Source organism: Paraburkholderia bryophila, from assembly GCF_013409255.1.
Classification (GTDB): domain Bacteria; phylum Pseudomonadota; class Gammaproteobacteria; order Burkholderiales; family Burkholderiaceae; genus Paraburkholderia.
The window spans coordinates 1,849,276-1,867,570 of sequence record NZ_JACCAS010000001.1 but is presented as its reverse complement, the minus strand read 5'-3'; the positions used below and the strand labels follow the sequence as shown (position 1 = coordinate 1,867,570).

15 protein-coding genes are annotated in these 18,295 nt (G+C 61.3%); 8 read left to right on the top strand and 7 right to left on the bottom strand.

Features of this window, described 5'->3' with window-relative positions; all coding sequences use genetic code 11:
• The first annotated feature begins 18 nt into the window (after positions 1-18).
• On the top strand, positions 19-960 hold the full coding sequence (locus tag GGD40_RS08350) for a hypothetical protein (protein ID WP_179743337.1): 942 nt from the start codon (positions 19-21) through the stop codon (positions 958-960).
• Between the two features lie 86 nt (positions 961-1,046).
• Here the strand turns inward: GGD40_RS08350 and GGD40_RS08345 are convergent, their stop codons facing one another.
• From GGD40_RS08345 to zwf, 3 genes are read right to left on the bottom strand one after another with little or no spacing between them, the layout of a single operon-like run.
• A complete protein-coding gene (locus tag GGD40_RS08345; protein WP_179743336.1) occupies positions 1,047-2,963 on the bottom strand; it encodes a bifunctional transcriptional regulator/glucokinase in 1,917 nt (638 codons plus the stop codon).
• Positions 2,941-3,648 carry a 6-phosphogluconolactonase gene (gene pgl, locus GGD40_RS08340; protein WP_179706398.1) on the bottom strand — a complete coding sequence of 236 codons (708 nt, stop codon included), beginning with the start codon at positions 3,646-3,648 and terminating at the stop codon, positions 2,941-2,943. The genes GGD40_RS08345 and pgl overlap by 23 nt, the downstream gene beginning before the upstream one ends.
• 54 nt (positions 3,649-3,702) lie before the next feature.
• The gene (gene zwf, locus GGD40_RS08335; protein ID WP_179743335.1) at positions 3,703-5,166 is read right to left on the bottom strand and encodes a glucose-6-phosphate dehydrogenase; all 1,464 of its coding nucleotides are present in this window, start codon (positions 5,164-5,166) and stop codon (positions 3,703-3,705) included.
• Positions 5,167-5,709: 543 nt separating this feature from the next.
• Here zwf and GGD40_RS08330 point away from each other — a divergent pair.
• The 4 genes from GGD40_RS08330 to GGD40_RS08315 all read left to right on the top strand — a co-directional run bounded on the left by GGD40_RS08330 (position 5,710) and on the right by GGD40_RS08315 (position 10,159).
• Positions 5,710-6,957 (top strand): ABC transporter substrate-binding protein, encoded by a 1,248-nt coding sequence (locus GGD40_RS08330; RefSeq protein WP_035552441.1) that lies wholly within the window; start codon positions 5,710-5,712, stop codon positions 6,955-6,957.
• 195 nt (positions 6,958-7,152) lie between these two features.
• The gene (locus tag GGD40_RS08325) at positions 7,153-8,091 is read left to right on the top strand and encodes a carbohydrate ABC transporter permease (RefSeq protein ID WP_179706396.1); all 939 of its coding nucleotides are present in this window, start codon (positions 7,153-7,155) and stop codon (positions 8,089-8,091) included.
• Positions 8,081-8,938 carry a carbohydrate ABC transporter permease gene (locus GGD40_RS08320; protein ID WP_105507541.1) on the top strand — a complete coding sequence of 286 codons (858 nt, stop codon included), beginning with the start codon at positions 8,081-8,083 and terminating at the stop codon, positions 8,936-8,938. Before GGD40_RS08325 ends, GGD40_RS08320 begins: the two co-directional genes overlap by 11 nt.
• Before the next feature lie 105 nt (positions 8,939-9,043).
• Positions 9,044-10,159, top strand: coding sequence for an ABC transporter ATP-binding protein (locus GGD40_RS08315; protein WP_179706395.1), 1,116 nt, complete (start codon positions 9,044-9,046; stop codon positions 10,157-10,159).
• Between the two features lie 126 nt (positions 10,160-10,285).
• Here the strand turns inward: GGD40_RS08315 and GGD40_RS08310 are convergent, their stop codons facing one another.
• From GGD40_RS08310 to GGD40_RS36645, 3 genes are all read right to left on the bottom strand, one after another.
• A complete protein-coding gene (locus tag GGD40_RS08310) occupies positions 10,286-11,203 on the bottom strand; it encodes a LysR family transcriptional regulator (RefSeq protein ID WP_179706394.1) in 918 nt (305 codons plus the stop codon).
• A 171-nt stretch (positions 11,204-11,374) separates the two neighbouring features.
• Positions 11,375-12,034, bottom strand: coding sequence for a glutathione S-transferase family protein (locus GGD40_RS08305; RefSeq protein ID WP_179743334.1), 660 nt, complete (start codon positions 12,032-12,034; stop codon positions 11,375-11,377).
• Between the two features lie 289 nt (positions 12,035-12,323).
• The gene (locus tag GGD40_RS36645) at positions 12,324-12,635 is read right to left on the bottom strand and encodes a hypothetical protein (RefSeq protein ID WP_184000851.1); all 312 of its coding nucleotides are present in this window, start codon (positions 12,633-12,635) and stop codon (positions 12,324-12,326) included.
• Positions 12,636-12,688: 53 nt separating this feature from the next.
• Here GGD40_RS36645 and GGD40_RS08295 point away from each other — a divergent pair, with 53 nt between their 5' ends.
• The 3 genes from GGD40_RS08295 to fliD all read left to right on the top strand — a co-directional run bounded on the left by GGD40_RS08295 (position 12,689) and on the right by fliD (position 17,553).
• A complete protein-coding gene (locus GGD40_RS08295) occupies positions 12,689-14,194 on the top strand; it encodes a flagellar hook protein FlgE (RefSeq protein WP_179706391.1) in 1,506 nt (501 codons plus the stop codon).
• 346 nt (positions 14,195-14,540) lie between these two features.
• On the top strand, positions 14,541-15,689 hold the full coding sequence (locus GGD40_RS08290; RefSeq protein WP_179743332.1) for a flagellin: 1,149 nt from the start codon (positions 14,541-14,543) through the stop codon (positions 15,687-15,689).
• 352 nt (positions 15,690-16,041) lie between these two features.
• Complete coding sequence (gene fliD, locus GGD40_RS08285; RefSeq protein ID WP_179743331.1) at positions 16,042-17,553, top strand: flagellar filament capping protein FliD; 1,512 nt, start codon at positions 16,042-16,044, stop codon at positions 17,551-17,553.
• A gap of 112 nt (positions 17,554-17,665) precedes the next feature.
• Here fliD and GGD40_RS08280 read toward each other — a convergent pair whose 3' ends face one another.
• On the bottom strand, positions 17,666-18,286 hold the full coding sequence (locus GGD40_RS08280) for a trimeric intracellular cation channel family protein (protein WP_111930925.1): 621 nt from the start codon (positions 18,284-18,286) through the stop codon (positions 17,666-17,668).
• Positions 18,287-18,295: the final 9 nt, after the last annotated feature.

Genomic DNA, 18,295 nt, shown 5'->3' with positions numbered 1-18,295 from the left:
CAATCAACAGGTAAAAGCATGATTCAGGGATTTCTGTTCATACTGGGCAACATCATCGTCGCCTCGTTTCAGAGTGTATTTTTGAGCCACTGGCTCAAGGGCGTGAACGTTTATTTTGTGATGGCCATGAGTTTCACCATCGTCATGACCTTGTATTCGACGTTGACGTTCATCCTGGGACGAAAACATATCGCGACGTTGAGGGGTATGAAGGCCGATATTCTTGCGCTCAATCTGGTGTCTGCCGGAAACTGGATATTCTATTTCTTCGCGATTAAATATCTGAATGCGGCCGCGGTGGTGACCCTGACCCAATGCCTGCCGCCGGTGCTTATCACGCTGTACACGCTGGCAAGCCGCAAGGTCGTCCTCAAAAGCACACTGATTTTTCACGGCATGATCCTGCTATGCACGATCCTGCTGCTGCGGGACATTCTTCAGACACCAGCGGGCCATGAAGGCAATGCGGTGCTGGGAAGCGCGATCGCCGTGCTCTGTGCGATAACGGTGTCGGTGACGATCGGCGTGTCGAAGGTTTTCGCCAACAAAGGCCTGCCGGGTTACGTCGTGCTGTCTACCCGTTTCCCGCTACTCGTCATGATTTCCTGGGTCATGACGCCGGCAGGTATCTTCAGCACCGTGACGCCGGTAGAGTTGGCGATTATCGCGGCCATCGCGTTAATTGGGCTGGCCATGACCAACTTCTGCCTGCAAAAAGGCATCGAATTATCCAGCCCGATGGTAGTTAGCACGACGTTGTCCATTTCGCCTTTCGTCGTCTTGCTGTTCGACAGGATCAGCAAGCGCGACGCTACGATTACCAGCCAGTCGCTGCTGATATTCGCCATTGTGATTCTGTCGCTGAGTTGCGTCTATTTCAACTTCCGTCGCACGCGCCTCAACGCCCGCAGCGCATCTGCCCATGCTGCGATGGCGCTGAAGACCACGGCGGAAAACTGATTCGAACTGTTGCTTCCTAAGGAAGCAACAGTTTTAGACCCTCTGCAAAGCAGGAAAAGACCTGCACCGAAGGCATAACCCGGAACCTAGTCACGAGCCGAAGAAGCCGCCCCGTGACTCAACCAGTCGAGCACAGCGGAAGCATCATCATCGGCTCCTTGCCGGGCCTTAGCCACAGTTTCAGCCACATCGGCAGAAGGCACAGCCCGCCGAATAGCGACCCCCACAGCCAGAATATCAATCATGACCAAATGCAAAATCCGGGAAATCATCGACAACTGCGACTCACGAATTTCAATGTGATCGGTCTCAAGCGCAACAGTAGCCCGCTTAGCCAAAGGCGTATTACTGGAGGTAATAGCAATCACCTTAGCCCCAGCCTGCATCGCAACATCGAGCACGCGCAGCAACTCAGGCGCCCGCCCGGACTTGGACACAGCAACGATCACATCCCCCTTTCCAAGTAAGGCAGCAGAAGCCGCCTGCATGTACAGATCCCCATACGCAATGGTAGGAATCCCAAACCGGAAGAACTTGTAATGCGCATCCTGCGCGACGATATTCGAATTCCCGAGCCCATAAAACTCGATCCTTCGAGCCCCGTTCAGCAGATCGATAGCCCGCTCGACATGCTCGAAATTCAAATGCTCGCGCAACTGCAAAATCGCCGACACGGTGTTATCCAGCACTTTCGCGCCGAAGTCCGTCGCCGTATCGCCGAGATGCACCTGGCTATGACTCACCGGAATCGTCCCGGTTAACCCCGTCGCCAGTTTCAGCTTGAAATCCGACAACCCCTGGCACCCAAGCGACCGGCAAAAGCGAATCACCGTCGGCTGACTCACATCCGCCTTACGCGCGATATCCACAATCGGATCGTTGATGATCGAGCGCGGATGATTCAACGCCAGATCCGCCACGCGCCGCTCAGCAGGCGTCAACGCATCGCGCATCTGCCGGATCCGCTCGAACACCGCCGATGAACTCCCGCCCGCGCGATTCGACAACTGCTCGGCCAGAATCGCCGACACGCCGAGAAACGCCGGATACTCAGCGGTAATCACATACGTCGGCACGTTCTGCAAATACGCCTCGAAGCGACCCTTCGCCTCGAACCGCTTGCGAAACGACGACTTCGCGAAAAATTCGCCCAGCCGCGGCACGACGCCGCCACCAATATAGATGCCGCCCAGCGCGCCGAGCGTCACCGCGATATTCCCGGCAAACGTGCCGAGAATGCCGCAGAACACATCGACGGACTCGGCCGCGAGCGGCTCGCCTTCCAGCGCGCGCTTGACGATCTCGATCGTGTCGACATTCGCCGCCACGCGCTTCTTGTCGCGGCCCGCGAGCGCGCGATAAATCACTTCGATGCCAGGTCCCGCGGCCACCCGTTCGAACGACACATGCGGCCACTTCTTGCGCGCGTACTGCAGCACGATGTCTTCAGTTTCGTCGGCCGGTGCGAAGGTGGCGTGACCGCCTTCGCTACCGAGCGCGATCCAGCGGTCGTCGGCGGGAATCAGGCCGGACACGCCCATGCCGGTGCCCGGGCCCAACAAACCGATCACGCTATTCGGGCGGCGCGAGCCGCCGCCAACCTGCACGCGCTGCTGGTCGGTGAGACCGGGCAGCGCCATGGCCAGCGCGGTGAAGTCGTTCACCACGAGCAGCGTGTCGAAGCCGAGCGCACGGCGCGTGGCTTCGATCGAAAAGCTCCAGTCGTGATTGGTCATGCTCACCTGATCGCCGTCGACCGGGTTCGCAATTGCGATCGCCGCATGATTCACGCGGCCGATCTTGACGTCCTTCAGATACTTTTTGATAACTTCGGTAACACCCGGATAGTCCGCGCACGGATACACCTGCACCGAGCCGATCTCGCCCGGTGCGTTTTCCAGTGCGAAGCGCGCATTGGTGCCGCCGATGTCGGCCAGCAGCCTCGGTCCATCGGCGTGCTGGCCCGCGCCCGGAACAGCCTTAGTTTGCACACCAGTAGACATCGAGTCTCACTCCCTTGTCGTTTGCCAACTGCGAGATGGCATTTTTTTGTAGCGAAGCGGACGCGGCGTTCAGCACGTCCATCTTGCGCGGTCCTGCGATCAGCAAAAACAGATGCTTCACTTCTTTCAAGGCGGACAGCGACCAACTCACGCGTGCATGCGGCGCGCTGCCGGGATGCACGGCGACGAAGCGTTCGGTCGTGGTGATCGCGTGGTCCCATTCGGGCGAGTCGGCAAAGATCGATGCCGTATGGCCGTCTTCACCCATGCCGAGAATTGCGACGTCCGGCACCACGCTAAAGCGCGGGTCGGTATTCAACGCGGCAACGTGCGCGTTCAGCTCCTGGCTTGTGTCGACCAGCGGCCAGAACGCGGCGTTTTTCGCGGCGTTCTGCAACAGCGTGTCGTGCGCCAGTTGCGAGTTGCTCGCGCTGTCCGTTTCGGGCACCCAGCGGTCGTCGACCAGCGTCACGGCAATGCGCGCCCAGTCGAAAGTTTGCGTGGACAAAGTTTGCAGGAACGGACGCGGACTGCTGCCGCCGGACACTGCAAGCATGGCCGGGCGCACACCGCTTTGGGATGTGGCCGCCTGAGCGGCGAGCGACGCTTGTAATGCGTCGCCGACCGCTTTCGCCAACGCGTCGGATTGGGCGCGTTGATCGTCGAAAGCGTGAAGCTGGATCACTTCTCCTCCGTGCTGCTTTTTTGTTGGATCTGCGGGAAGGTCCCGCGCGTCAGTTCAATTCTCTTCTTCGAGCCAGCAGGTGCCGTGCTGCGCGAGCATCGCGCTCGAGGCGGCCGGTCCCCACGTACCCGATGCATACGGCTTCGGCGGCTTGATCGACGCCTTCCATTCGTTGAGGATCGGTTCGACCCAACGCCATGCGGCTTCCTGTTCGTCGCGCCGCACAAACAGCGCGAGGCGGCCGTTGATCACGTCGAGCAACAGGCGTTGATACGCTTCCATTTGCCCTTCGCGGAAGAACTGGTCGAACGCGAGGTCGAGGTGCACGCTGGCGAGGTTCATGCCTTCGCCCGGCTGCTTTGCGAGGCAGTAGAGGCGAATGGTTTCGTTCGGCTGCAGACGGATCACCAGACGGTTCGCGCCGGCACGCAACGCCGAGGCGCCGAGCGCCGAATGCGGCACCGCACGAAAATTCACCACGATTTCGGCGACGCGATCGGCCAGCCGTTTACCGGTGCGCAGGAAAAACGGCACGCCGGCCCAACGCCAGTTCTCGATCTCGACCTTCAGCGCGACGAAGGTTTCGGTGCTGCTGTCCGGCTTCACGCCGGGTTCGGTGGCGTAGGCCGGCACCGCATTGCCGCGGATCACGCCCGAATGATACTGGCCGCGCACGGCAACCTTGCCGATATCGCGCGGATCGATCGGTTTCAACGCCCGCAGCACGCGCAGCTTTTCATCGCGCACCGAGTCCGAATCCATGGAATGCGGCGGTTCCATCGCGACGATGGAAAGCAGTTGCAGCAAATGGTTCTGCACCATGTCGCGCAACGCGCCGGTGTTGTCGTAGAAGTCGCCGCGCGCTTCCACGCCGAGTTCCTCGGCAATCGTGATCTGGATGCTCTCGACCCACTCGCGGCGCCACAGCGGCTCGAACAACGCATTGCCGAAGCGCAGCGCCAGCAGGTTCTGCACCGGTTCCTTGCCGAGGTAGTGGTCGATCCGGTAGATCTGTTCTTCGGTGAAGATTTCGCCGACCGCATCGTTAATCGCATTCGACGACTTCAGGTCGTAGCCGAGCGGCTTTTCCAGCACGATGCGCGCATTTTCATTCAGCCCCACCGACGCGAGCGCGCGGCAGATCGGCACGAACAGCGACGGCCCCGTCGCCAGATAGAACACGCGAATACCGGGCAAACCCTCGATCACCTCGCGCAACTGCACGAAGTCTTCCGCTTTGCTGAGGTCGATGTTGATGAACTCGATGCGCGCGAGAAAGCTGGCCCATGCCGTTTCATCCACCCCGTTCTTCGACACATGCGATTTGACGTGCTCGTTCACCCACTGGATGTAATCCGCACGATCCGAAGCATGCCGCGCCACCGCGACGATCTTGCCGCTATCCGCGAGCATGCCGCCTGCACGGTGTGCTTCAAACAATGCCGGCAGGATCTTGCGCATCGACAGATCGCCGGTTCCGCCGAAGAGAACGAAGGTGAAGCTTGAGTCGGTTTGCATGAGTCTCCGTCGATGTCCTGGGGCCGCCGGGATGACCGGAAAGGGCGACCGTAGTCCGATAAAATATTTTTTGACACTGAATTGTAGTTTAACTACAATCCAAATCAAGAGGTAGCGCTAATTCGATGAAAAAAGCGTGCGCTGGCAGGCAAGATGCGCGTTTTCCCGAATCGGCAGGCGCGCCCTGCATGTTAACGGACATTGCCTTTCGGCACGTGCCAGCACGGCCCGGCGAGCCTTAGGGAACGCTGGGAAGCCGACCGGCCAGCAAAGGCGATTGCCCGAATTGACGTGCAAGGTACCTCGAGTCTGCCGCGCTCAACGCGGGCAGGCAAAAATCAAAAGAGGAGACAGTCAGTTGCATCCCGAACCACTCATCTGTTGAGCTTCCAGCGGCCGGACATCGGTCCGCCGGCACATGCTTTACGCATGCGCCCGACCGTGCTCGATCGCCCAGTGTTTTGCCTGTTTGAACCAACCACAGCACCCTGGCGACATCAGGGGCCATTTGTTTTTTGTTCAGGTGTCTGGAGGAGATAAGCAATGAAATTTCGCGCGATCATGGGCGCTTTGTGCGCCGCGGGTCTGATGTGTGGCGTCTCGGCCGTTCAAGCTGCCGAGTCGATCGAAGTGTTGCACTGGTGGACTTCGGGCGGCGAATCGAAAGCCGTCGGCGTCCTCAAGGACGACATGACGAAACAGGGTTACACGTGGAAGGACTTCGCGGTTGCAGGTGGCGCGGGCGCGGCTGCCATGACGGCACTGAAGACGCAGGTGATCTCGGGCAACGCACCGAGCGCCGCGCAGATCAAGGGTCCGCTGATTCAGGACTGGGCGTCGCAAGGCGTGCTGGTGCCGATCGACGCAGCCGCCGGCGACTGGAAGAAGAATCTGCCGCCGGAAATCGACAAGATCATGCACGCCGACGGTCACTACGTGGCAGCGCCGTTCTCGGTGCACCGCGTGAACTGGCTGTACATCAACAAGGCAGCGCTGGACAAGGCTGGCGGCAAGGTGCCGACCACGTGGCCTGAGTTCTTCGCGCTGGCCGACAAGATGAAGGCCGACGGCATCCAGCCGATCGCGATGGGCGGTCAACCGTGGCAAGACCTGACGCTGTGGGAAGACGTCGTGCTGTCGCAAGGCGCGGGCTTCTACAAGAAGGCGCTGGTGGATCTGGACGAGAAGACGCTGACGTCGGATCAGATGGTCGGCGTGTTCGACACGGTCCGCAAGATCCAGGGTTACTTCGACGCGGGCCGTACGGGCCGTGACTGGAACCTCGCCACGGCCATGGTCATCAACGGCAAGGCCGGCATGCAGTTCATGGGCGACTGGGCGAAGGGCGAATTCGCCAACGCCGGCAAGAAGTCGGGTGTGGATTACGTCTGCGCTGCTGTGCCGGGCACGGAAAAGGCCTACACGTTCAACGTCGACTCGTTCGTGTTCTTCCAGCAGAAGGGCCAAAAGACCGCAACGCCGGGTCAACTGGCTCTGGCCAAGACGATCATGTCGCCGGACTTCCAGGAACAGTTCAGCCTGAACAAGGGCTCGATCCCGGTGCGTCTGGGCGTGTCGATGGCCAAGTTCGACGACTGCGCGAAGAAGTCGTACGCGGATGAACAAGTGGCGATCAAGTCGGGCGGCTACGTGCCGTCGCTGGCTCACGGCATGGCGCAACCGGATGCAGCAGCCGGCGCGATCTCGGACGTGGTCACGAAGTTCATGAACTCGCAGCAGGATTCGAAGAGCGCGGTTGCAGCGCTCGCGAAGGCAGCAAAGACCAAGTAAGTGAAGTAAGCGAAGCGGCGCGTCCGGTGTGACTCCACGCACTCCGGGCGCGCTCTTCAGACCGCCGACTGCACTGACTGTAGTGTCGGCAGGCGGTTTCACCTCTGGATTTATCGAGTCATACCTAGGTCGTTGCAGCCTTGCGTCTGTCAGGCGCGAGTATCGCGGCGGCTCAGTTTCAGCAGGAGTCGAGTAGTGACTGCTTCTATCAGCGGAAACGGGAAAACGGCCACCGTTACCCGCCGCACGTCGCCGATGGCGGCGCTTGCCGATCGCTGGATTCCGAAGCTGGTGCTCGCACCCAGCGTCGTGATCAGCCTGATCTTCGTGTATGGCTTCATCGCAATTACCGGCTTTCTGTCGCTGTCCGATTCGCGGCTGATGCCTCGTTATAATTTTGTCGGTCTCGACCGTTATCGCGAGCTGTTCGATAACGACGTGTTCTGGACGTCGGCGGCCAACCTCGGCTGGTTCGGGATTCCGTTCATCGGTATCTGTATCGGTCTCGGTCTGTTCCTCGCGATCCTGCTTGATCAGCAGATCCGCAACGAAGGCGCGCTGCGCGCCGTGTTCCTGTACCCGATGGCGCTGTCGTTCATCGTGACGGGTACCGCGTGGCAATGGATCATGACGCCGAGCGTCGGCCTCGAAAAGGTGTTCCACGACTGGGGCTGGACGAGCTTCTCGTTCAGCTGGCTGGGAGACCCGGACAAGGCGATCTTCTGCGTCGTGATCGCGGCCGTCTGGCAATCCACCGGCTTCGTGATGGCGCTGTTTCTCGCGGGCTTGCGCGGTGTCGACGCTGAAATCTTCAAGGCTGCCCAGATGGACGGCGCGGCGCTGCCCACCATCTATCGCAAGATCGTGATTCCGAGCATGCGTCCGGTGTTCTTCTCCGTGCTGCTGATTCTCTGCCACATCACGATCAAGACCTTCGACCTGGTCGTCGCGTTGACCGCGGGCGGTCCGGGCACGTCTTCGTCGCTGCCGGCTATTTTCATGTACACGTTTTCGTTCAATCGCGGGCAACTGGGCGTCGGCGCGGCTTCGTCGATGATGATGCTCGCCACCGTCGTCGCCGTGCTCGTGCCGCTGATGTATCTGGAATCGAGGAGCACCCGCAATGCAGCCTAAGATGACGATCAGCCGTGCCGTCATTTATGCGGCCTTGATTCTGTTCGCCCTGTACTTCCTGTTTCCGCTGTACGTGATGCTGTCCACGTCGTTCAAGGACATCGATCAGTTGCGCACCGGCAATCTGTTGACGCCGCCCACGCACTGGACCATCGATCCGTGGATCAAGGCATGGAGCGGCGCCTGTACCGGTGTGCGCTGCGACGGGATGCAGCCGTTCTTCATGAACTCGGTGCGGATGGTGATTCCCGCCGTGCTGATCTCGTCGATCATCGGCGCGTTCAACGGCTATGTGCTGACGCACTGGCGCTTCCGTGGCGCGGACCCGATCTTCACGATGATTCTGGTCGGCTGCTTCATCCCGTTCCAGGCGATCCTGCTGCCGATGGCGCGCTTCGAAGGCATGATGGGTCTGTCGAACACCACGACCGGTCTGGTGGTGGTGCACGTGATCTACGGGATCGCCTTCACGACGATGTTCTTCCGCAACTTCTACGTCAGCATTCCGGCTGAACTCGTGAAAGCGGCGCGGATCGACGGCGCGGGTTTCTTCACGATTTTCACGAAGATTCTGATGCCGGTCTCGCTGCCCATTTTCATGGTGTGCCTGATCTGGCAATTCACGCAGATCTGGAATGACTTCCTGTTCGGGATCGTGTTCTCCGGCGTCGATTCGATGCCGATCACGGTGGCGCTGAACAACCTCGTGAACACTTCGACCGGCGTGAAGGAATACAACGTGGACATGGCCGGCGCGATCATCGCGGCGCTGCCCACCTTGCTGGTCTACATCGTGGCCGGACGCTATTTCGTGCGCGGCCTGACGGCGGGCGCAGTCAAAGGCTAACGCTAACGCCGGGCTAAACCATCCGAGGGCGGCGCGTCGAACGGACAGCGCCGTCACCCGATAAGACGTTTTCAAGCAGTACCAGAGACAAAGAGGATTCACAGCATGGCAAGCCTTTCCATCCGTGACGTGTACAAGACCTACCCGAACGGGGTGCCGGTTCTGAAGGGTGTCAACATCGACATCGAAGACGGCCAGTTCCTGATTCTGGTCGGCGGCTCGGGCTGCGGTAAGTCGACGCTGCTCAACATGATCGCCGGCCTCGAAACGGTCACCAAGGGCGAGATCCAGATCGACGGCAAGACGGTGAACAACCTGTCGCCGAAAGATCGCGATATCGCGATGGTGTTCCAGTCGTACGCGCTGTATCCGTCGATGACGGTGCGCGAGAACATCTCGTTCGGCCTGAACATCCGCAAGGTGCCGAAGCAGGAGCAGGCGCAGATCGTCGACCGTGTGTCGAACACGCTGCAGATCACGCACCTGCTGGACCGCAAGCCGGGCCAACTGTCCGGCGGCCAGCGTCAGCGCGTGGCGATGGGCCGTGCGCTCGCGCGCGATCCGGTGATGTTCCTGTTCGACGAACCGCTGTCGAACCTCGACGCCAAGCTGCGCATCGAGATGCGTTCGGAAATCAAGCTGCTGCATCAACGCCTCGGCACGACGATCGTCTACGTGACGCACGATCAGATCGAAGCGATGACGCTCGGCGACCGCATCGCGGTGATGAAAGACGGCATCGTGCAGCAGTTCGGCGCGCCGCAGGAAATCTACGACTCGCCGTCGAATCTGTTCGTGGCCGGTTTCATCGGCGCGCCGCCGATGAACTTCATTCAGGGCAAGCTGGTGGAGCAGGGCGCAGGTGTGGCGCTCGAACTGGATACGGGCGTGACGCGCACGGCGTTGAACCTGCCGTTCGATTCGGCCAAGGTGAAGTCCCATGTGGGCCGTGACGTGATTCTGGGTCTGCGTCCGGAACGCATCACCGACGCGCGCGGCGCGCACGGCGACAACTCGCAGTTGCAGTCGATCGAAGTGAAGGTCGACGTGATCGAGCCGACCGGTCCGGATACGCTGGTGTTCGCGCAAGTGAACGGCAAGCGTATCGTGAGCCGTGTGCACCCGGCGTCGAATCCGCAGCCGCTGACGAACACCACGCTGTTGTTCGATACGTCGAAGGCGGTGCTGTTCGATCCGTCGAACGAAGAGCGGATTGCCTGATCGAGGTTGAGAGTCTGACTGCTGCGAAGTCGGGTTCTGCAAATAAAAACCCCATGCGTTTATTTCAACGCATGGGGTTTTTGCTTTTGGTGCGCGGGGTGCTTGCCGCTGATTACCGCTTGCCGTTCAAGCGTCCGGTATGCGCAGATCGGGATTGTTGCGCGACAACTCGCTCACCCAGTCGATAAACGCACGCAGCCGCGAGCTCAGATTGCGGCGATGCGCGTACAGAATCGACAGCGGCGTGCTCGGGCTGGTGTGGTCAGTCAGGATTTCCTTCAGCGCGCCTTCCTTGATCAGATCGGCCACCATGAAGCGCGACGGCTGAATGATGCCGTGGCCGAGCGCGGCCGCGCCGATATAGACCGAGCCGTCGTTCACGGCGAGCACGCTCTTCAGCGTGACCTTGGCGATTTCGCCGGCCACTTCGTATTCGAACGGGAAGGTTCGACCGGTGCGTGCCGACACGTAATTGACCGCGCGATGCTCGCTCAATTCTTCGAGCGTGGTCGGCGTGCCGTGCTGCTCCAGATACGCCGGCGACGCGCACGTAACAATGCGCGCCTGGCCGATGCGCCGCGCCACCAGACTCGACTCCTCCGGCGTGCCCATGCGGATCACGCAATCCACGCCGTCCTGAATCAGATCGATATTGCGATCCGCAAGTCCGAGCCGCACGTCGATCTCGGGGTACTGGCGGTAGAAATCGTCGAGCGCGGGCAGCAGCAGCGCCCGCGCGAGCGTGCCTGACGTATCCACGCGAATCGTGCCGGCCGGATTTTCGCGCTTGTTCGACAGCGACGATTCGGCCTCGGCGACTTCGGCGAGGATGCTCACGCAGCGCTCGTAGAAGGCCGCGCCGTCTTCGGTGACGCTGACCTGGCGCGTCGAACGGTTCAACAGACGCACGCCGACGTGTTCCTCCAGCGCCTGAATCGTGCGGCTGACTTTGGCGCGGGGCAGGTCGAGCGATTCGGATACTTTGGTGAAGCTGTTCGCCTCCACCACCCGCGTAAATATCTCCATCGCTTCGAAACGGTCCATGTTTTTTGCCTTATGAGTAATGGGCGGAATTAGGTTTCGACGTGAAGTGTATAGGGTGGAAAACCTGTTGTCGCAGTGGGGGTTTAGCGGGCGGCGAGGGATGCGCGCGCGCGGCGGTCCGGCGGCCTCGTGCATGGGGCCGCCGGCGTGCGGTGGACGGCGGGTGTCCGATTAATCGCGGTCGGGCGCGCCGAGCGGAAAGTACGAGCGGTACGGCCGCGCTTCGTCGACCGCGCGCGCGAACGACGGACGCGCCAGCAGGCGCTTGCGGTACGCCAGCACGTGCGGATACGCGGGCCCGATGCGGTGCGTCCAGTCGGCGTAGAACAGGAACGGCGCGGCGCCGCAATCGGCAAGGCTGAAGTGGTCGCCGGCGGCCCATTCGCGCTCCGCCATCACGTCGTTCAACCAGCCGTACGCGGTGTCGAGCATGGCGCGCGCATCGGCGACGCCGAGCGGGTCGCGGTCCGCTTCCGGCCGCATGCTGTCGAACACGATTTTCTGCTGCGGCGTCGAGATGTAATTGTCGAAGAAGCGATCCATAGCGCGCACTTCCAGCGCGGCGAGCGGGGCGGCTGGCAGCAGCCGCACCGGCCCGGGATACACCAACCCGAGGTACTCGATGATGACGGTCGCCTCCATCACGGTCCGGCTGCCGTCGACCAGCAACGGAAAGCGCTTGATCGGCCAGAGCGCGGCGAATTCGGCCATGACTTGCGGGTCGTCGTGCGCCAGTTTGCGCAGTTCGAACGGCGTGCCGTTTTCGTAGAGCGCGGTCAGGACCTTCTGGCAGTAGGAAGAGAAGGGATGGGCATAAAGCTTCAGGGTCATCGTGGTCACCGTGGGCGGTTGCTGGGGGCGCTGTTGTGGCGCAACGACGGCCGTAGGGGCCGTTTACCCGACGACGAACGATAACAGCGGAAATCGACATGCGCGGATAGCGCGCCGAGGTCGTCATCGTGGCGCGCGACCGCTGCGTAAAAACCGCACACAGGGTTGCGCCGCCGCATTCCTACGACAAATCTTCACAATGTTTTTGAGAAATATAGCGTAACATTTGAAACAATTGTAAGGATGCGGGTGTGGCGAATAAATGGCCCAGTTCAGCGGGCTCGGGGCGTCACACCAAAAACAGCGAATAACTCGGCGCACGGAGCCTTTGCATGTCATCGATCACCACCACGTCGGTCAGCACTGCGACCGCCAGTGTGCAGAACCCGATACAGCCGGCGGCGCCATTCGCTATTAGCGGCTCGACCGGCAGCGCGGCGATGAACGTGTCGAGCCTCGTTTCAAGCCTTGTGGCGGCGTCGGCGCTGGCGAATGCGAACACCGCGGCATCGCAACCGGCCGTCAATCCTCTTCCCGATAGCGTGTCCGGCGACTCGACGAGCGCCTGATATTGCCAGGTGCCGACATCACGGCGCCGCATCGCTCTTCAGAACAACACCACCGAAATTACGATTTTCCAGAACGGAGACCACGATGGGATACCAGCAAGGTTTGAGTGGGGTGACGGCCGCGTCGCAGAATCTCGACGTGATCGGCAATAACGTCGCCAACTCGCATACGGTCGGCTTCAAGAGCGGTTCCGCGCAATTCGCCGACATGTACGCCAATTCGGTGGCGACCGCGGTGGGCAATCAGGTTGGCATCGGCACCCGGCTCGCCGAAGTGCAGCAGCAATTCTCGCAAGGCACGATCAACAGCACCAACCAGGCGCTCAACGTCGCGATCAACGGCAACGGGTTCTTCCAGTTGTCGAACAACGGGACGGCGGTGTACTCGCGCAACGGCGTGTTCCAGCTCGACAAGAACGGCTTCATCACCAACGCGCAAGGCCTGAAACTGATGGGCTTCGGTGCGAACGCCGCGGGTGTCGTCAACACCGCGCAAACCGTGCCGCTCAGCGTGCCGACCGCGAACATCGCGCCGCAGGCGACCACGAAGATCGTCGCCGGCCTGAACCTGAACGCGCAGGACAAGCTGATGCTCGGTACGCCGACCGTCACACCCGGCGCGAACACCGGCACGCTCACCACGCCAGGCGCGACCATCACGCACCCGGCTTCCGGCACGAACAACGACAACTACACCGTCAAGTTCACGAGCGCGACCGCCTACACGGTGACCGACAACACGCTCGGCACGTCGACCACCGGCACGTACACGGCCGGTACGGCGATTCCGCTCGGCAACGGTCAGACCATCACGTTCAACGGTCTGCCGGCCACGAACGACAGCTACACGATCGCCCCGACGCCGATCGCGTTCAACCAGAACAGCTCGACGACGTATAACTACTCGACCAGCACGACGGTCTACGACTCGCTGGGCGGCTCGCAGACGGTCAACATGTACTTCGCCAAGACGGCGGCCGGCGCGTGGAATGTCTACGCGGGGCCGTCGAGCGGCGCGGCGCAACTGATCGGCCACGCGAATTTCAACTCGTCGGGCACGCTGCTCGGCACGACGGACAAGAGCGGCGTCGCCACCACCACGCCGTTCGTGTTCAACTTCGGCGTGCCGACCACGGACGGTTCGTCGACGCCGCAGAACCTGACGCTGAACATCGGCGGCACGACGCAGTACGGCGGCAAGAACGGCGTGAACACGCTGCAACCCGACGGCTATGCCGCCGGCACGCTGACGAGCTTCACGATTGCCGCCGACGGCACGCTCACCGGCAATTACTCGAACCAGCAAACCGCCGCGCTCGGCCAGATCGTGCTCGCGAACTTCTCGAATCAGAACGGCCTGGTGAACCTCGGTAACAACGAGTTCCAGCAGACTTCGCAATCGGGAGTCGCGCAGATTTCGGCGCCGGGTTCGACGAACCACGGCGTGCTGCAGGGCGGCGCGGTGGAAAACTCGAACGTCGATCTGACCAGCGAACTGGTCAAGCTGATTACCGCGCAACGCAACTATCAGGCGAACGCGCAGACGATCAAGACGCAAAAGACCGTCGATCAGACATTAATGAACCTTTAAACCATCGCGACGTTGTTGCAAATGGCGTATTGATAAACTTTGCGCGACAGTCGCGCAAAGCGATAAGTGTTTATCGTCAAAGGGTTTTTCTTCGCGAGCCGGGGCATGGGCTCGCGAAGCCAGCAGGGATAAGCCGGGCGGGCAAAATTGCGCTAGTTAATTAGGATCGCAAATGGAATAAATGGGACTTGACAAATATCGACAAAACTTATTTAAGTCAATTTTCGATAAATGTCTCAAGTTTCGTTGGCCCAGGCCGTCATTGGTGATGCGGTAGACATCAATTGAATGATTCCGCCGTTGCCGATGTCGGTAAAAAATCCAATGCTTATTTGAGAGATCTTCCATGCTCGGAATCAATAGCAATATCAACTCGCTGGTTGCGCAACAGAACCTGAACGGCTCGCAAAGCGCCCTCTCGCAAGCCATTACGCGTCTGTCTTCGGGCAAGCGCATCAACAGCGCGGCCGACGACGCAGCAGGTCTGGCGATCTCGACGCGTATGACGACGCAGATCAACGGCCTGAACCAGGGCGTGTCGAACGCCAACGACGGCGTGTCGATGATTCAAACGGCATCGAGCGCACTGTCGTCGCTGACCTCCAGCCTGCAACGTATTCGCCAACTGGCTGTGCAGGCATCGACCGGCACGCTGTCGACGAGCGACCAGGCTGCGCTGCAGAAGGAAGTGTCGGCGCAGATCTCGGAAGTGAACCGTATCGCGTCGCAAACCACGTACAACGGCACGAACATTCTGGACGGCTCGGCAGGTAACGTGACGTTCCAGGTCGGCGCGAACGTTGGCCAGACCATCAGCCTGAACCTGAGCCAGTCGATGTCGGCAGCCAAGGTCGGCGGCGGCCTGGTGCAAACCGGTCAAACGGTCGGCACGGTGGCGGTCAGCACGGACGCAGCCGGTGTTTACACGTCGGCGGCGAGCCCGGCTATCACGGCGATCAACGTGTTGTCGGACGGCAAGGGCGGCTACAACTTCACCGACCAGAACAACCAGGCGATCGGCCAAACCGTCGCAGCCGCGATCCTCGGCTCGGGCGCTACGGCGGGTACGGGTACGCAAGGCACGGCGCTGGCACTCCAGGGCGCGGCAACGACGACCGCAGGCGCTGGTTCGGCGGCTCAGGCTTCGGCCGTGGCGCAGATCAACGCGATCAACACGCCGCCGACGGTGTCGAACCTGAACATCAGCACCGTGACGGGCGCGAACCAGGCCATGGTGTCGATCGACAACGCACTGGCTACGGTCAACAACCTGCAAGCATCGCTGGGCGCCGCGCAAAACCGTTTCACGGCAATCGCCACGTCGCAGCAAGCTGAGTCGACCGATCTGTCGTCGGCACAGTCGCAAATCACGGACGCCAACTTCGCACAAGAAACGGCGAACCTGAGCAAGGCGCAAGTGCTGCAACAAGCGGGCATCTCGGTGTTGGCGCAAGCTAACTCGAACCCGCAGCAAGTTCTGAAGCTCCTGCAGTAATACGAGCTGACGTAGTCACGGTGGGGCGCGCTGCGATCTGGCAGCGGCGCCCCGCCGGCTTCAAACACCCGGGACGCGCCAGACGTCGGGTGTCGCTGTTCCCTCCAAAAGTGGTGTTGCATCGCATCACGTCTTTTTTGAGCGCAAAGCGCTCAAATATCTCGTTTCTACAAATCAAAATTACATCTAGCTAGCTTATTTCCGACAAATCGTCACATTCGGTTCAAGAAATATGGTGTAACATTTGAAAAAAATGTAAGCGACGCCGATGTGACCGGATAGATGGCGCAACTGAACAGGCCCGGGGCGTCACACCAGAGATCACGAACCACTCGACGCACGGAGCCATGGCATGTCAACGATCAACAACACGTCCGTCAATCAGGCGACGTCCAACGCACGCAACCAGGTGCAGCAGGCGGCGCAATCCATCATCAGCGGCTCGACCGGCAATTCGTCCATGGACGTGGCGAGCCTCGTGTCGGCGCTGGTGAATGCGAAGACGGCGGGTCAGTCGGCGGCGTTGCAAGCCCGGCAAACCACCGACAACACCACGCTGTCCGCGTACGGCGCGTTGACGTCGGCGCTGAGCGCGCTGCAGGCGGCGATCAAGAATCTGTCGGACGGCACCACGCTGTCGACCTTCGCGGCCACGGCCAGCGGTAAAGGACTCGACCCGAAAGCGGGCGTCGGCGCCGTGCCCGGCAGCTACGCCGTCGAGGTCAAGCAGATCGCCACGTCGCAGAGCCTGGCGTCCGCCGCGTTCGGCGCGACCACGCCACTGGGCACCGGCACGTTGAGCATCGCGGTCGGCGGCAAGTCGATGGACATCGCGGTCGACAGCAAGAACAACACGCTCGGCGGCATCGCCGACGCGATCAACAAGGCGAGCAACAACCCGGGCGTCACCGCCACGATCGTGACCGGCACGGGCGGCGCGCACCTCGTGCTGCGCGCGGCCACCACCGGCGCAGCCAATACGATCGACGTCACCACCAGCAACGTGCAGAACGATGCGGGCCTGGCGGCGCTCGGCGTCAAATCGACGCCCGGCGCGGATGGCGCGGCGTCCACGTTTGTCTCGTCGGACAGCACCAAGGCCTGGCGTCAGAGCGAAGCCGCGCAGGACGCGCTGCTCACCATCGGCGGGATCGACGCGCGCAGCGCGACCAACGCCGTGACCGACGCGATCTCGGGCGTATCGCTGAATCTGTCGCGCGACGCGATCGGCACCACGCAGACGCTGACCATCGCACCGGACACCACCGCGCAGAACACCGCGATCACGAATTTCGCGAACCTGTACAACACGGTCGTCACGACGGTCAACAAACTGTCCTCGTACGACAAAACGTCGAAGACCGGCGGCGCGCTGCTGGGCGACTCGACGCTGCAGACCATCAAGAATTCGCTGGCGTCGATTATCGGCGGCGGGGTGGGTAAGGGCACTTCGACGGTGAGCCTCGCGCATCTCGGCATCACGCTGAAGGGCGATCCGGCGGACGGCACGCTGGTGATCGACAGCGCGAAGCTGAGCTCGGCGCTCAGCACCGCGCCGGCGCGCGTGGCGCAACTGTTCAACACGACCGACGGGCTCGGCGCGAAGCTGAACAGGAGCATCACGGAGTTCACCCGGACCGGCGGCATTATCGACGCGCGCAACAGCGCGTTGAACGCCGATCTGAAGAGTGTCACCGCGCAGCAGTCCAAGCTCGCCGACTACGCGACGCAACTGACCAAGCAGTATCAGAGCCAGTTCACCGCGCTGAACACGCTGATGGCGACGATGAATAACAACTCCGCCTATCTGACGGCGCTGTTCGGCGGCTCGAAGAGCGCGGGCGCGCTGGCCACCAATAAGTAAGCGTGAAGGGCGCTGTGTCGTCCGCGTTTGCGTTTGCGTTCGCATTCGCGGGCGGTACGGCGCTCGATGCAGCGTTCGATAGGGCGAATGCGCCCGACTAACGCCGTCGCCGTCAGTGCGGCAAACGTACGTTGAACCTGAACGTCAACAGCCGGGCGAGCAGGATAAAAGCCGTAGCGATCAACACGCTGTACACGGTATCGACGTTCGCATAGTCCAGCAGCACATACAGCCAGCAACCCACGAACGCGCAGGTCGCATAAGGCCGCGAGTCGCGCAGGATCAGCGGCACTTCGTTGCACAGCACGTCGCGGATCACACCGCCGAACACGCCTGTCAGCACACCCATCATCACCGCGGTGAACCACGGCATCTGCGCGTCGTGCGCGATCGACGTGCCCGCGATACTGAACAAGCCCAGGCCGATGGCATCCGCGACCAGCAGCACGCGCTCGGACAGCAGGCGCGAGGTCATCTTCAACAGCATGGGCGCGAACAGCGACATCACGAAGATCGCGATCAGATAACCCTGATGCTCGACCCAGTAGAACGGGCGGCGCTCCAGCAACACGTCGCGCAACGTGCCGCCGCCGAACGCCGTGGCGATCGCCACGAGAAAGGTGCCCACGGCGTCGAGCCGGCGGGTACGCGCTTCGATGAAGCCGGAAATCGCGTACGCGAAAATCGCCAGCGCTTCCATGAGGGTCAGCGCCAGCGTCAGCCTCGGATGGATCACCGTGGC